The organism is Stutzerimonas nitrititolerans (assembly GCF_003696285.1).
In the GTDB taxonomy this organism is placed as follows: Bacteria; Pseudomonadota; Gammaproteobacteria; order Pseudomonadales; family Pseudomonadaceae; genus Stutzerimonas; species Stutzerimonas nitrititolerans.
This window is the reverse complement of sequence record NZ_RFFL01000008.1, coordinates 123784-137835: the sequence shown is the minus strand read 5'-3', so window position 1 is coordinate 137835 and position 14052 is coordinate 123784. Positions and strand designations below refer to the sequence as shown.

At 62.4% G+C, this 14052-nt stretch carries 12 protein-coding genes; 8 read left to right on the top strand and 4 right to left on the bottom strand.

Features of this window, described 5'->3' with window-relative positions; genetic code table 11:
- Window position 1 precedes the first annotated feature (1 nt).
- Both EA795_RS11920 and EA795_RS11915 read left to right on the top strand, forming a co-directional pair.
- Window positions 2-322 (top strand): NAD(P) transhydrogenase subunit alpha part 2, encoded by a 321-nt coding sequence (locus EA795_RS11920; RefSeq protein ID WP_014851051.1) that lies wholly within the window; start codon window positions 2-4, stop codon window positions 320-322.
- On the top strand, window positions 319-1770 hold the full coding sequence (locus EA795_RS11915; RefSeq protein WP_122077497.1) for an NAD(P)(+) transhydrogenase (Re/Si-specific) subunit beta: 1452 nt from the start codon (window positions 319-321) through the stop codon (window positions 1768-1770). Before EA795_RS11920 ends, EA795_RS11915 begins: the two co-directional genes overlap by 4 nt.
- 61 nt (window positions 1771-1831) lie before the next feature.
- On the opposite strand, the gene EA795_RS11910 is transcribed toward EA795_RS11915, so the two are convergent.
- The gene (locus EA795_RS11910; RefSeq protein WP_122077495.1) at window positions 1832-2719 is read right to left on the bottom strand and encodes a LysR family transcriptional regulator; all 888 of its coding nucleotides are present in this window, start codon (window positions 2717-2719) and stop codon (window positions 1832-1834) included.
- Between the two features lie 96 nt (window positions 2720-2815).
- Between EA795_RS11910 and EA795_RS11905 the strand changes: the two genes are divergently transcribed.
- The 6 genes from EA795_RS11905 (at window position 2816) to EA795_RS11880 (ending at window position 7239) form a co-directional block, all read left to right on the top strand.
- Window positions 2816-3808 carry a YeiH family protein gene (locus EA795_RS11905; protein ID WP_122077493.1) on the top strand — a complete coding sequence of 331 codons (993 nt, stop codon included), beginning with the start codon at window positions 2816-2818 and terminating at the stop codon, window positions 3806-3808.
- Between the two features lie 153 nt (window positions 3809-3961).
- Window positions 3962-4162 carry a DUF1127 domain-containing protein gene (locus EA795_RS11900; protein ID WP_122077584.1) on the top strand — a complete coding sequence of 67 codons (201 nt, stop codon included), beginning with the start codon at window positions 3962-3964 and terminating at the stop codon, window positions 4160-4162.
- A gap of 81 nt (window positions 4163-4243) precedes the next feature.
- Window positions 4244-4561 (top strand): DUF2388 domain-containing protein, encoded by a 318-nt coding sequence (locus EA795_RS11895; protein WP_014851046.1) that lies wholly within the window; start codon window positions 4244-4246, stop codon window positions 4559-4561.
- Window positions 4562-4644: 83 nt separating this feature from the next.
- A complete protein-coding gene (locus EA795_RS11890) occupies window positions 4645-4938 on the top strand; it encodes a DUF2388 domain-containing protein (protein WP_014851045.1) in 294 nt (97 codons plus the stop codon).
- Between the two features lie 25 nt (window positions 4939-4963).
- The gene (locus EA795_RS11885) at window positions 4964-5284 is read left to right on the top strand and encodes a DUF2388 domain-containing protein (protein ID WP_014851044.1); all 321 of its coding nucleotides are present in this window, start codon (window positions 4964-4966) and stop codon (window positions 5282-5284) included.
- Window positions 5285-5313: 29 nt separating this feature from the next.
- Window positions 5314-7239, top strand: a complete 1926-nt coding sequence (locus tag EA795_RS11880; RefSeq protein ID WP_122077582.1) for a DUF7844 domain-containing protein — start codon at window positions 5314-5316, stop codon at window positions 7237-7239.
- Window positions 7240-7329: 90 nt separating this feature from the next.
- On the opposite strand, the gene EA795_RS21580 is transcribed toward EA795_RS11880, so the two are convergent.
- The 3 genes from EA795_RS21580 to EA795_RS11865 form a co-directional block, all read right to left on the bottom strand.
- Window positions 7330-7986, bottom strand: a complete 657-nt coding sequence (locus EA795_RS21580; RefSeq protein ID WP_122077491.1) for a hypothetical protein — start codon at window positions 7984-7986, stop codon at window positions 7330-7332.
- Between the two features lie 545 nt (window positions 7987-8531).
- Complete coding sequence (locus EA795_RS11870) at window positions 8532-11831, bottom strand: hypothetical protein (RefSeq protein ID WP_122077489.1); 3300 nt, start codon at window positions 11829-11831, stop codon at window positions 8532-8534.
- Complete coding sequence (locus EA795_RS11865) at window positions 11828-13987, bottom strand: type VI secretion system Vgr family protein (RefSeq protein WP_122077487.1); 2160 nt, start codon at window positions 13985-13987, stop codon at window positions 11828-11830. The genes EA795_RS11870 and EA795_RS11865 overlap by 4 nt, the downstream gene beginning before the upstream one ends.
- Window positions 13988-14052: the final 65 nt, after the last annotated feature.

The following is a 14052-nucleotide window of genomic DNA, read 5'->3' as shown; positions in this document are numbered from 1 at the left end:
AATGGACCTGATTTCGGATGGCATCTACAACCTGATCATCTTCGTGCTGGCGATCTACGTCGGCTACCACGTGGTCTGGAACGTCACCCCCGCGCTGCACACGCCGCTGATGGCGGTCACCAACGCCATTTCGGCCATCGTCATCGTCGGCGCCATGCTCGCCGCCGCGCTGACCGTTACCCCGATGGGCAAGCTGATGGGCACCCTGGCTGTGACCCTGGCCGCGGTCAACGTCTTCGGTGGCTTCCTGGTCACCCGGCGCATGCTGGAGATGTTCAAGAAGAAGGAGCGCGCTGGCGCCAAGGCGGAGTCCAAGCCATGAGCATGAACCTGATCACCCTGCTCTACCTCATCGCTTCGGTGAGCTTCATCCAGGCCCTCAAGGGCCTGTCGCACCCGACAACCTCGCGCCGCGGCAACCTGTTCGGCATGATCGGCATGGCCATCGCCGTGGTCACCACGGTGTTCCTGGTGTTCAAGCTCGGCGCGCAGCTGGCCGAGAGCGCCAGCGCCTGGAGCGGCCTGGGCTTCATCGTCCTCGGCCTGCTGGTCGGTGGTGGCATCGGCACGCTGATGGCCAAGCGCGTCGAGATGACCAAGATGCCCGAGCTGGTCGCCTTCATGCACAGCATGATCGGCCTGGCCGCGGTGTTCATCGCCATCGCCGCGGTACTGGAGCCGCAATCGCTGGGCATCGTCCAGGCCATCGGCTATCCGATCCCGGTGGGCAACCGCCTGGAGCTGTTCCTCGGCGCGGCCATCGGCGCCATCACCTTCTCCGGGTCGGTGATCGCCTTCGGCAAGCTGTCGGGCAAGTACAAGTTCCGCCTGTTCCAGGGCGCGCCGGTGGTGTTCGCCAACCAGCACAAGCTGAACCTCGCTGTCGGCGTGGCGATTCTGGTGCTGGGCCTGATCTACACCTTCAGCGGCAACTTCACGGCGTTCATGATCCTGGTGGCGCTGGCCTTCGTGATCGGCGTGCTGATCATCATCCCCATCGGCGGCGCCGACATGCCGGTGGTGGTGTCGATGCTCAACAGCTACTCGGGCTGGGCGGCGGCGGGGATCGGTTTCTCGCTGAACAACTCGATGCTGATCATCGCCGGTTCGCTGGTGGGTTCGAGCGGCGCGATCCTCTCCTACATCATGTGCAAGGCGATGAACCGCTCGTTCTTCAACGTCATCCTCGGCGGCTTCGGCGCCGATGCCGATGCCGGCGCAGCGACGGCCAGCAAGGAGCAGCGCCCGGTGAAATCCGGCTCGTCCGATGACGCCGCCTTCCTGCTGACCAACGCCGACACCGTGATCATCGTTCCCGGCTACGGCCTGGCGGTGGCCCGCGCGCAGCATGCACTGATGGAACTGGCCGAGAAGCTGACCCACATGGGCGTGACCGTGAAGTACGCGATCCACCCGGTCGCGGGGCGCATGCCCGGCCATATGAACGTGCTGCTGGCCGAGGCCGAGGTGCCTTACGAGCAGGTGTTCGAGATGGAGGACATCAACTCCGAGTTCGGCCAGGCCGACGTGGTGCTGGTGCTCGGCGCCAACGACGTGGTCAACCCGGCGGCGAAGAACGATCCGAAGTCGCCGATTGCCGGCATGCCGATCCTCGAGGCGTACAAGGCCAAGACCGTGATCGTCAACAAGCGCTCCATGGCCAGCGGCTACGCCGGCCTGGACAACGAGCTGTTCTACATGGACAAGACCATGATGGTCTTCGGCGACGCCAAGAAGGTGGTCGAGGACATGGTCAAGGCCGTGGACTGAACCGCACCTGGCTGCACGACCAACCCCTTCCGGCATGCCGGGAGGGGTTTTTCTTTTCCGCTCAAGCCTCTCGCAGAAACACCTTGAAGGCCTGCCACAGTGGACTTCGGTAGCGCTGCGGATGCCATACCAGCGAAAAATATCGGGTCAACGGAAGATCGTTCTCCAACGCCACCAGCTCACCTCGAGCAACCTCTTCGGCCACGCACAGTTGCGACAGACAGCCGAGCCCCAATCCGGCACGTACCGCCTGCTTGATAGCTTCGTGTTGGTTTAGCGCCATGCGGACATGCAAGCGGGGCGTGCGCATACGGGCCGCCGCCTCGAAGATCGCCCGCGAGCCGGAGCCCGACTCGCGCAGGATCCAGGCCTCGCGGCGCAGGTCTTCATCACTCAACCGCCCGGTCACCGCGAGCGGATGCCCTGGTGCGCAAACCACGCACATGTGGTCCTCGCGCCAGACCTCGGCATTAAGTCGCGAGTCATTGCAGGGCCCCTCGATCAGGCCGAGGTCTGCCTCCAGATGCAGCAGGTCGGCAATTACCTCGTCAGAGTTTCGTAGCCGAGTCTGGATCTCCACGCCAGGGTTGCTCTCGGTAAAACGCCCCACGAGCGATGGCACAAGGTGAGTGCCGATGGTGGCGCTGGCGGCAAGCATCAGCTCGCCACGCAATACCCCCTCGGGCTCGCGGGCAGCTTCGACGAAGGTATCCAACTCGTCCAGCAGCCGTTCGGCACGCGGCAGCAGCCGGCGCCCCGCCTCGCTCAGTTGCAAGCGTTTACCAACGCGCTCGAACAACGGCACTTCCAGGCGACGCTCCAACTCGGCCAGCGAACCGCTACTCGCCGACTGCGACAGGCTGAGCTGCTCAGCCGCTCTCGCAAGCGTGCCGCCACGCGCCACAGCGACAAAAACCTGTAATTGACGAAAGCTCACCGCGGCTTGCATGTCGGTTTTTCCGTTTAGTTATATCGTTATAACCATTTTTACACCCTCGACACCTTGCCTCTAATCTGCGCCCATCACAAGCAAGGGCATTCGATCATGTGGCAAGGCCTTATCCTCAGCGCGGCGTTGAGTGTCATGGGTCATCTCGTTATCCAGATTCCCGGTATACGTGAATTGGGCATCAGCCCCTTGGTTGGCACATTGTTGCTGGGCTTTGCCGCCGGCAACTTGCCGGGAGCGGCCAGAGTGGCCACGAGCGCGCAAGCGGGTCTGAAATTTGCCACACGATGGCTGCTACGCGGTGGCATCGTGCTGTTCGGGCTGTCGCTGACATGGCAGCAGATCGCGATGCTGGGACCTCGCATTCTGCTACTCGACGTATTGATGGTCGCGATGGTGATGCTGATCGGCTATCAAATCGGCACCAGGATGCTCGGGCTGGATCGCGAAACGGCCTTGCTGACCTGTGCCGGTAGCGCGATCTGTGGCGCTGCCGCCGTGCTTGCTACCGAGGCGACCATTCGGGCGCGTGCGAGCTCGACGGCCATGGCAGTGGCCACGGTGGTGTTGTTCGGCAGCCTGGCCATGTTCATCTATCCGCTGCTCTATCCCTTGACCGGTTTCGATGAACAGCTGTTTGGTGCCTACATCGGCGCCACTGTGCATGAAGTTGCCCAGGTCGTCGCGGTGGGAGGTGCAGTCGGAGCGGATGCGCTGGACACGGCGGTCATCGTCAAGCTGGTTCGGGTGATGCTTCTGGTACCCTTCCTGCTCCTCGTCGCTCGCTGGTGGTCTTCGTGCAACGAGGACGATAGCCAGGCCATGCGCATCACCATTCCCTGGTTCGCCCTCGGCTTTCTCCTCATGGTGGTATTCAACAGCCTGGTTCGGCTGCCGGACGTGCTGCATCACAACCTGATTCTTGGGGGACAGATGGGCATGACCATGGCGATGGCCGCCCTGGGCTATGAAACCCGTTTTGACCGCCTGGCCGCCTTGGGTATACGGCCATTTATCCTCGCCCTATGCCTGTTCTTTCTGCTGACCGGCTTCGGCCTGATCGCAGTTCGTACGCTGTTGGGAAACTGAGACCCGCACAGTTGCCCGCGCAGTGGCCCGTACAATCGCCCACCTCCCGCCATCTGTACCGCCACGATCACTCGACCCTGTGGCTGTTGCGCGACGCCGCCAAGCGCGATCCTGAGTGACCCGAACGAGGCTATGCAGAACGGAGTGGCATTCATGGAGCGCATCATCACCCGGCCGCTGGCGGGCCCCCAGCCCGCAGAACATTGGCGCGAGCTACGGCTTCTGCTGCGTCTGTGGCGACAACGGAGCCGAACACGCCGGCAACTCGCGGCACTCGACGAACATCTGCTGGCCGATGCCGGCATCAGCAGCAGCGAGCGGACCGAGGAGCTGAACAAGCCGTTCTGGCGCTGACGGTCGTACCGCGCTTTGCAGCCCGCACGGCAGGCTCTATCCTGCATGCCCCTTCGCCTGCCGGGCCGTACTGGAAAGACCATGTTCAGACTCCTGCTTATCCTCACCACATCCGTCACCCTGCTGGCCGGCACCGCCTCGGCATCCAGTTTCATCGCTACCACCGACACCCTCGGCGCTTCGCTGATGAACACCGTGGAAGGCACCTCCGACCTGACCTCCTCCCTCAACGACGACAAGCTGGTGCTGGATGCACGTGACGACGCCGCACGTTTCGTCGCCAGCGCGGGCGAACAGCGAGGCGCGCGCCTGCAGGCCGCCCTGGCTCATATTCGCCATCAGGCGCCCTCCATCACGGCCAGCGACCTGGAGCTGGCACGGGCCATCCTGGCTCGCTGACAGCCTGACAGGGCGAAGAAGCTGGCCGTAGCGCTGGCGTTTCGCTAGCCTTGGCGCCGGATTTTTCTGGCGTCAGGATTGGCATGCGACGGTTCATCTTTGTATTCGCACTCTGTTGTGTCTGCGGCTCCGCCCAGGCGTTCGACACCACCACGGCCGGCGTCGTGGCCAGCGGCTATGTCACCAGCCAGCTGACCAGCCTGCCGTTCGAGAACAAACTGGTCGTCGAGGCCCGCGACGAAGCGGCGAGCTTCGTCGCCAGCGGCGGCCAGGTCCACGGTGTGCGGCTGGAAGCTGCCCTGCGCTGGTTGCGCCAGAGTCGGCCAGAGCTGACCGCCAGCGATCTGGAACTGGCCCAGGCCATTCTCGTCCAATAACGGCCCCATTGAACGAAAACCAACCATGCACAAGACAGTCACTGCCACAGCGGCCGCCCTGGCACTGTTGGCCAGCGCAACCCAGGCACAGACCCTGGTCGCCACCAGCAATATCGTCATCAATGCGGTGGATCGCAGCGTCAACTTCACTTCGGACGTGACCAGCCGGATCAGCGGCATGAAGCTCGTCCTCGACGCTCGTGACGAGGCCGCCAGCTTCGTCGCCAGCGCCGGCGAAATCCGCGGCGCACGCCTGGAAGCGGCCTTCGATTCCCTTCGCAACGAGTTCGCCGAGGCCCGCCAGGCAAGCGATCAGGCGCTGGCCGAAACCATTCTCGCCCTGTGAAAGCGGCCTACGCCTGGCTGCTGGCGACGATGCTGGCCAGCCTCGCCGGCCAGGCTGGCGCGGCGCTGCGGCTGACCCTGGAAAGCCAGGCGCTGCAACCCACCGAACGTGCCGCCTCCCAGATACTGCTCGACGAAGCCCTGGCCGCCCTGCCGCCACGCATGCTGCAACAGCTGGATCGCGACGTGCGCGTGCGCTGGCGGGACAACCTGCCGGAACATGCCTACGGCCGCACCGGCGGCGGCCTCATCGAACTCAACCGCGAACTGTTGCCAGCGCTGGCGGATGGCTCCGCCGCCAACCAGCGCACCGCGCGGGTACATGGCACGGTGCGCCAGGAACTGCTCGCCACGCTGATTCACGAACTGGCCCATCTCTACGACCGTGCCCGTCTGTGGTCGCCGCCGAACAATCGGTTATTGGCCTTCTGTGGCCAGCGCGCCGCCAGCCTCGGCCTGGTCGGCCTGCCGGATGTCTGTCGCGGGCAGACCCAACGCCGTTTCACGCTGAGCGACGATCCACGCTTGCTCGACCTGGCCGGCTGGCCACAACGTGTCGGCAGCCGCGGTGAGCGCGAAGCGCACAATGCGCAGGTCGCGCGCAGCCCGGACCCCTACGAGCTCACCAGCCCGCTGGAATTCGTCGCGGTGAACCTCGAGTACTTCCTGCTCGACCCCGACTACGCCTGCCGCCGCCCGTCCCTGCACCGCTACTTCCGCGAGCATTTCGGTTGGCAGCCCGCCGCCTCCCAAGTCTGTGCCGGGGGTTATCCGATCCTCAACGCCGGCAGCGACTTCGGCCGCACACCGCTGCTGCGCCTCGATCCCGAACGGGTCTACGAGGTGGACTATCTGTTCGCCGAGGCCAACGATGCCTGGGTCAGCCGCTGGGGCCATAGCATGCTGCGGCTGGTGATCTGCGCGCCGGGACGCCCGCGCGGCCCCGATTGCCGACTGGATCTGGACCAGCACCTAGTGCTGTCCTTCCGCGCCTTCGTCGGTGACGTGCAACTGTCCAGCTGGGACGGGCTGACCGGTGCCTACCCGTCGCGCTTGTTCGTCCTGCCGCTGGGCCAGGTGATCGACGAATACACCAAGGTCGAGCTGCGTAGCCTTGCCTCGATTCCGCTCAGGCTGGAACGCCGTGAGATCGAGATGCTGGTCGAGCGCAGCGCCGAGCTGCACTGGAGCTATGACGGCGACTATTACTTTCTGTCCAACAACTGCGCGGTGGAGACCCTGAAGCTGCTGCGCAGCGGCACTGATCGGGCAGAGCTGGCCGCACTCGACAGCATCCTGCCCAGCGGTCTGCTGGAGCTACTGATCGGCCGAGGTCTGGCCGATGCCAGCGTGCTCGACGATCCGCGTGAGGCCTTGCGCCTGGGATATCGCTTCGACTCCTACCGCGATCGCTATCAGGCGATGTTCACGGTGCTCAAGGAGCGCCTGGACCTGCCGCAGGACAAGGTCGAGCAATGGCTCGAGCTACCTGCCAGCGAGCGCCAGCCCTGGATCGCCACGGCCGACCTGCGTGCCAGCGCAGCGCTGCTACTGGTCGAACAGGCCGCCCTGCGCCAGCAATTGCTGCAGGCCCAGGAAGAACTGAAGAAACGCTACCTCAGCGGCCGCGAGCGCGGCGACGCCAGCCTGGCCAAGGCCGACGGTGCACTGCGCGAGATCCTCGCCAGCAGCGGCTACCTGAGCCGCCCGGCCGAACTGCTCGACGACCAGGGCTATGGACTGCCACAGGCCGGCGAATGGCAGCGCCTCGAACAGCAAAGCGGCGAACGCCAGGCGCACTTGAATCAACTCAGCGAGGAACTGGAGCGGGAGGTGCGCCTGCTATTGGGCCACGAACGGCGACTGGAACTGGACAGCATCGAGCGCAACCTGAAACAGATCGGCCAGCATCTACGCACGCTGCACAAGGCTGGCGGGGGGCTGGAGTTGCCGTAGACCGCTCTGCCTGTATGGCCTTAGAAAGCCAGTGTTAATCGAGCGTTGTTGAAATCAGCCCCCGGACCCTTTCGATTGCCCGGATTTCGATCAGCCTTGGGGTGCCGTGCTGGCTCCACGCCGATGAATGTTATCGAAATCGTCACCCCTGGGCGTCGCATGGATGCCCCTGGCCTCCTGGCTGCGGTAGTAGGCCTCGATGCTCAGGGCTGGATCGATCCTGGCGCGCAGGGTGCAGGGGTGTTGCTGCCAGGGATGGCTGGCCAGTTTCTCCCGCAGTTTCCTGGAAGCGGAGTTGCGCTTCCAGCCTTCGAGGGTACGGTCGCGCCAGTAGCGTTCGGGGCGGCCGATGGCGGCATCGTGGGCGGCAGTGACAGGATCGAGATGGCGGCTCTGCTCCAGCACGGGCAGGTCGGGTAACGGCTGCTCGACATCCATATAGCGCTGCAATGTATCCCAGAAGGCGTATAGGTTGGCTTTGTCGAGCCCGAGGCTGTGCATCTTCATGCCCAGGCAGACCTTGGTGTCGGTGTAGCGGTGATGCAGCCAGAGCACGTAGTCATGCCCCCCATGGGGTGTGACCTGCAGTTGCATGACCGGATCGAACTCGTAGAAGGGCGCGACGAAGGGGGAGCGGAAGCGCCTGCCGATGCGCACCATGCCGTCGCGCCGGTTGAAGCCGCTGCCGTCGTGGGTGTAGATCAGGGAATACAGGCCGATCAGCAGGTCGACGCCGATGACTGCCATAAAGAGTACGATCGCACCAAACCAGAATGCGGTTTGTTCGCTCCAATAGCCCCAGAGTGCTCCTTGATCCCAAGCAATGGCTCCGGCTGTGACGACTCCTAGTACTCCCCCGAAAATATAAGCCAGCCAAGGTCTTGATGTGCCATAGAGTATTAAGCTCGCGAACATTGCTATAACGCCCAATATCAGAACGGCATCGTTACTATCAAGAGTCATACTCACCTTGACAGTCCAAGGAACTGAAAATAGCGTTACACAACCAAGGTGCAATATGAACAGGAAGTGTAATAGCTTGCCACTGTTTTCAAAATTCCAGCGTTCAGAGTCACAATAAATCTGCTGTTTACGTTTCTCCCTGGTTTGGCTCTCATAGGCCAGATGATCCTCGCTCATAAGCTGGCCTTCGACTTCCGAGGCCGAATCCAGATTGGCGTAATGCCCCCATTTCAAGGCGGTATCGAACAACCCTTGTTTGTCACGAATCGGGGGCGGGAGAGCAGGCAGTGCACTGCCGCGATAGGCCGCGGGGCCATAGGGTTCTTCGGTCATACTTTGAATTCCACGGTTTCGACCTGCCAATAAGGCACTTCATCGGCCCTGGCGTTCAGTGCCGGAGGCTTGGCGAAGTCGGCTTGATAAGGTTGCCAGGTTTTCGGACTGGGCTGCGGCAACACCAGTTCGTCGGATTGGTCGGTCTCCTTGGCGAGACGGAACTGGCCGAAGACCTTGAGGCGCTGGGTGACCTTCTGCGCATGGCGTTGCAGCGGGCTCAATTCCATCACAGGGAACTGCCTCGGCAGGATATAGAGAATCGCACCGTCGTCCAGGGGCTGTGCAGCCAGCTTGGCCTCGCCGATCGGGCGCCGTTCGGTGCGTTCCGCATTGAAGGCGCCCGAGAGAGGCAGCACGCCCAGTTCCTCTCTGGCGTAGAACTGGAAATGCTGCGCATCGAACATGCTCAGCAGCGGCGAATGGATGCGTACCGCCCAGTCATCGCGCTCGAAGGGCTGAGCCGCAGCGCGGCGGCAGTCCAGGCTGGAGTTCATTGGGCGACGTTGCTGGTTGATGCTGCCGATACCTGCACGGACCCCCGGTGGTACCTGATCCAGCAAGTCGCCCAGGCGGCTGACCTGGATCATGGGCCTGCCGAGAATACCGATCAGTTGCTGGTAGGCGACATGCGGGTCGCTCAAATGGGCGAAACGTTGGTCGTCGCCGAATACTCTGTCGACCAGGTTGGTTTGGTTGTGACCCTTGCCAAATGGCCCGTTCTTCATCAGGGCCTCGATATCGCTGTCGACCAGCCAGCCGGCCAGGATACTGCCGCCGATAAATAGCACCGCTCCCGCCACCAGCACCACCGGGTTGATGCACATTCCCAGGGCATAAGCCGTCCAGGCCGCACCGCCCGACGCCGCTACGCCATAGGCCAGGGCTGCATCGCGGTCGCCCTGGTGCCAGGCGCGTTTGGCATCCCAGGCGGAAATAACAGTTGTCGCGAATATGGCCCACCCTGAGAAAGCACGCAGTATTGGTAGGCGGGAACTACCCGTCTGCTTGGCGAGATTAGTGGCCCAGCGGGTGGAGATTCTGGAAACATTGAAGCGAGGTTTATTCAGGGCCGTTACGAGTTGGTTTTCACCGCCAAGAATAAATTTGGACAGGTTGCCTGAGGCAACGCCGAGATCAGCCAGAGCGGAAAATTTACCGAAGGTATAGCGTGCCTCCCCATCCCCCGCTTCCCTTTGCAGACTCGCCATCTCAGCCTGCGCACTTAAGTTGTACATGGCGCAGGCCACTGCAACCAACGGAAGAGAGGGAGACTGCGCGGCAGTATCCAGCTTGCTGGCGACCGCATGCCTCCAAGCGCTGTACTTGACCACCTCGGGATGGTCGGCAGGTGCGGCCAAGATAACGCCACGGCCATGATTCGGCAGTCCCTGCCCCACCTGGCGCGGGCTGGTGGAGCCGACGATCCGCCCTTCAGGGTTGGTGACGTTCATGTACAGGTAGTTCTTGCGCGTGAGGGCCGCCCGCTCCGTGGCGGTCAGGCCGTTTCTCAATCCCTCGCCCTCGACGCCGATGATTCTCAGGTTCGATGCCTTGGCCTGGGCCTCGGTTACCAGTTGCACGCCGTGCCAGCTTGGCGAGAGCTTATCGAGCACGCCGAGTGTCGGTGCGAACAGGCGGTTGAACTGGATGGCCACCGTTACCTCGGCGACATTCAGGCGCTGAACCTGGGTCAGCACGGCCATGGAGAAGGTGGTCATGAAGTCGTCGATCAGCGCATGCAGGTTCTTGTAGACCAGACCCTTGTCCGTATCCTGCGGGTCGATGTCGGCGACATGCAGCAGGCTGCTCATGCCCATGTGTTCCGGGTCGGGTTCGCGCGCTTGCGCTGCCAGGGCGACGAGCCGTTGCACGACCTCGGGCAGGGCGCCATCCGCCTGTGCCAGGAATGGCCGGGTAATGGGATGGTGGCCGGTCAGGAGGCGCTCGCTCAGTTGGGCAATGCGGGGTAGCAGCGAATTGCTGGACCCGGCCTGGGACAGCGCATCGACGTGTTCTGGCAGTTTTCCCAACGTGGTGAATATGTCGCTGAACAGTTGATAGGGTTCTAACAGGCGCTCATCGTGAGTGTATTGCCAATCCCACAGACTCGCTGCCAGCGGCACGTCCGATAGAAGGCTGACGAGATGTTGAAGTTGCGTGGCGAGATGGTTTCGAACCAGGCTGCGTTCGCCTTCGAATACCGTGTCCTGCAGTTGTTCGAGATGCAAATGTTTCTTGAACTTGCCCAGAGGGCTGTTCACGCTTTGCATCACCGAACTATATAGCGCATGGGCGTATTGGCCGTTCGGACGATGCGGCACCAACGCATTGAGGGTAAGCAGGTAGGATTCCGCCAGGCGCGCTTGCGCACAGGCATGCCTGAGTGCGAACAGTGGGTCATCCAGCATCAACCCGACCAGCCTGGGATAGGCGCGCATATTGCGTTCTGCCAACACATCCTCGCCGGCTTCCAATGCTGGCAGTGGCTGCGGGGGTAGGCTCTGGGTTGCGGCCGCCAGCTCCTCCATGCGCATCTGCATGCGGCTGCTCATTTCGTTCGAGGGGATGCCACTCAGGCCGGGTGTGAACAGGGAGGGATCGCCCAGCAGGCTCTCGATGCTGAAGTCACGAGCTCTGTAACCTTCCGTCTGGGCGCTGATCACTACGGCAGGCATGGCTTGTGTGGGGCGCCATTGCCCTTGGCCGACAACGGCTGCCGACCAGGCGAACCCCACATTCTGCGCGCGGCTTTTAATTCGGTTCTGATCAGCCTCCAGCCATTGGATGTATTCCCACGTCCAGGGCTTTTCGCTGTAGGCCATCAGATAGTTGTTAGCGACGGATTGCCCCTGTACCAGGATGGGGAACAGCAGAACCTGCTGCTGTTTGCCTACGGGTTGACGATCATCGGCAGGTGCTCCGCTCTCGGCCTGTCTACGCCAATGAGCAAGATCGACATCCTTCATGTTGCCTTGGCCGTCGCATAGCACTTCGCGCCAGAGCTTTCCGCCCTGAAATACGTATATACGACCCGCGCGTGGCAACGCTCCCCTGGGTGCCTCGTTATAGACGTTATGACCTGGCAGCCTCGCCAACGGCATGATGGCCAAGAGCGTGTTCTGCTGAATATTTTCTTCTTCTTCATGGCTGCGCATGTCCACGGCGATGGGCAGAGAAAGTTCTCCGCCGTCTTCCCGTTCAATGCTCAGTGCAAGCCTCTTTCGTTGCGTATTCTCATAGTGGGTACGTTTGCGTACGCCTTGCTCGATGGGTTGATCCTTCAACTCGCTCATGCCTCGTCCTCCGGGTCAAGCAATTTGACTTGCCCGCCTTGTGCCGGATCGCCCCAGACGTCGACGATCAATTGCTCAGGCCCCTTAGCGCCTTTTTTTATTGGTGAGGACGGCAGGTTTAGGTTGGCAATACCGGTTTTCTCACCTATTGGCGCTGTATCTGCAGGTTTGGGTAAAACCGGAAAAATCGGAGCCGCTCCCGATCCCTTGCCCGGGCTCCCTCCCGAATTCACCTTGATCACCGGCCCCGCCATGGTCACGCCGCTGGCGTCGAGCTTCACGAAGCTGCCACCTGCCTTGAAGGTCAGTTCGCTGCCGGCTTCGAGGACGACCTTGAGGCCGCTGGAGAGATGGATTTCATTGCCGGCTTCGACGAACTGGCCAGTGCCGATCTTGACGTGCTGGCTATCGCCTATGGTGAGGTGGTCGTTGGCTCCGATTTCGGTCTTGCGGTCGCCGTGAGTGGTGCGGTGTTCTTCACCCTGGAATTCGCTGTAGGCGTTGGCTTCCACCGTATCGTGGCGCTCAAAGCCGACGCGGACCTTCTGGTCGTGCTGGATGTTCTGGTCCCAGTCGCGCTGGGCATGCACGTAGATCTGCTCGGCGCCCTTGCGGTCCTCGATGCGTAGTTCGTTATAGCCACCGCCACCGGGTGAGCTGAGGGTCTTGAAGACCGATTTCGTCTTGTTCGCCGGCAATTCGTAGGGTGGGACATGTTCGGCGTGGTACAGGCAGCCGGTCACCAGCGGTTGGTCGGGGTCGCCTTCGAGGAAGGTGACCAGTACCTCCATGCCGATCCGCGGGATGGCGATGCCGCCGTAGCGGTCGCCGGCCCAGCTCGAGCTGACGCGCAGCCAGCAGCTGGATTTGTCGTCTGCAAGGCCTTCACGGTCCCAGTGGAACTGGACCTTCACGCGACCATGTTTATCGCAGTGGATTTCCTCGCCGGCAGGGCCGGTGACCACAGCGGTCTGGCTGCCGAGGATGCGTGGCTTGGGATGCTGGAGGGGTGGATGGAAGGGATCGCTCCAGGGCGTGGCGGTGAATTGGTTGCGGTAGCCTTGGGTGAAGTTGTTATCCCCCTCTCCCCTATGCCGGGCGCCCCAACCCTCTCCCGCCAGGGGAGAGGGAGTTTGATTGTGCATAGTCGAGAGATTGGTGATGGACTCTTCCAGCACCTGCGGCTGTTTGCCTTGGTGGTGGATTTCGGTGAGCAGCCAGAGCTGATTCCAGTCGCTGCGTGGGTGCTCCACCAGCTCGAGGAAATGACCGCTGCACAGCCTTGGCTGGTCGCTTTCGCCTTCGGCCAGCTGGAAGTCGTGACGGTGGCGTTCCAGGGCGCGTTGCGCCAGGTGTTTGCCACGGCCGCGGTCGGTGAAGCGGCCGGGGTAGTCGTAGTCCTCAAGGTCCGGGGTGAACTCGCTGGTGAAGGCGCTTTCCAGCAGCAGGCGCGGTTTCTCGAAATCGTAGTCGCGACGCGTGACGCGGCTGGGACGGGTCTCTACTCGCAGGCCGAAGCGCTTGATCACCGGCTCGTCGGCAACCAAGCCGGAATCCTGCTGGTAAGGCACGGGCGCGAGCTTTGGAAAGACTGTCTGGTCGTCACCGAACACCAGCACATGGCCGGCTTCGCTGTGCTGGAAGTGATAGTGAATGCCCTCTTCCTCGCACAGCCGCTGGATGAAGTGCAGGTCGCTCTCGTCGTACTGCACGCAATAGTCGCGCTCGGGATAAATCACCGGCCCCAGCTCGAACCGATGTCCGAGCCCAGCCGGAATGCCATGCTCCTCCAGTATCTGGGCGATGATCTGCGGCACGCTGAGCTGCTGGAAGATGCGCTGGTTCAGCCGATGCGCCAAGTAGGCCAGCTCGGGTACCAGTGACAGGCTGTAACGCGTCAGGCGCTTGCCGGATTCACTCTGGGCGATGCGGTGGATCAACCCATGGATTCCCGTGCCCGCATGCCCGAGCGTGAGGAAGGCCGGCTGGTGCAGCAGGGTTTCGAGGTCAAGGTCGGAGCGTTCACTGACCAGCTCGAGATCGAATCGGTAGGGTTGGCTGATGGCTTCGCGGCCGCTGAATTCGAGCACCTTCAGGTCATGCTCGAGACCTTCGATGGCCAGCGTGAAGTGGGCCTGGTTGGCGGGGGCGAACATGCGTGTTCCTCTTGGATCAATCCATTGATCGGCGCGTGGCGCGGTGAGGGGTGTCGATGTACCAC

Excerpts from the sequence above, each read along its gene's own strand:
- EA795_RS11920 (WP_014851051.1), top strand. The coding sequence starts at position 2 with ATGGACCTGATTTCGGATGGCATCTACAACCTGATCATCTTCGTGCTG.
- EA795_RS11915 (WP_122077497.1), top strand. The coding sequence starts at position 319 with ATGAGCATGAACCTGATCACCCTGCTCTACCTCATCGCTTCGGTGAGC.
- EA795_RS11910 (WP_122077495.1), bottom strand. The coding sequence starts at position 2,719 with ATGCAAGCCGCGGTGAGCTTTCGTCAATTACAGGTTTTTGTCGCTGTG.
- EA795_RS11905 (WP_122077493.1), top strand. The coding sequence starts at position 2,816 with ATGTGGCAAGGCCTTATCCTCAGCGCGGCGTTGAGTGTCATGGGTCAT.
- EA795_RS11900 (WP_122077584.1), top strand. The coding sequence starts at position 3,962 with ATGGAGCGCATCATCACCCGGCCGCTGGCGGGCCCCCAGCCCGCAGAA.
- EA795_RS11895 (WP_014851046.1), top strand. The coding sequence starts at position 4,244 with ATGTTCAGACTCCTGCTTATCCTCACCACATCCGTCACCCTGCTGGCC.
- EA795_RS11890 (WP_014851045.1), top strand. The coding sequence starts at position 4,645 with ATGCGACGGTTCATCTTTGTATTCGCACTCTGTTGTGTCTGCGGCTCC.
- EA795_RS11885 (WP_014851044.1), top strand. The coding sequence starts at position 4,964 with ATGCACAAGACAGTCACTGCCACAGCGGCCGCCCTGGCACTGTTGGCC.
- EA795_RS11880 (WP_122077582.1), top strand. The coding sequence starts at position 5,314 with ATGCTGGCCAGCCTCGCCGGCCAGGCTGGCGCGGCGCTGCGGCTGACC.
- EA795_RS21580 (WP_122077491.1), bottom strand. The coding sequence starts at position 7,986 with ATGGCAGTCATCGGCGTCGACCTGCTGATCGGCCTGTATTCCCTGATC.
- EA795_RS11870 (WP_122077489.1), bottom strand. The coding sequence starts at position 11,831 with ATGAGCGAGTTGAAGGATCAACCCATCGAGCAAGGCGTACGCAAACGT.
- EA795_RS11865 (WP_122077487.1), bottom strand. The coding sequence starts at position 13,987 with ATGTTCGCCCCCGCCAACCAGGCCCACTTCACGCTGGCCATCGAAGGT.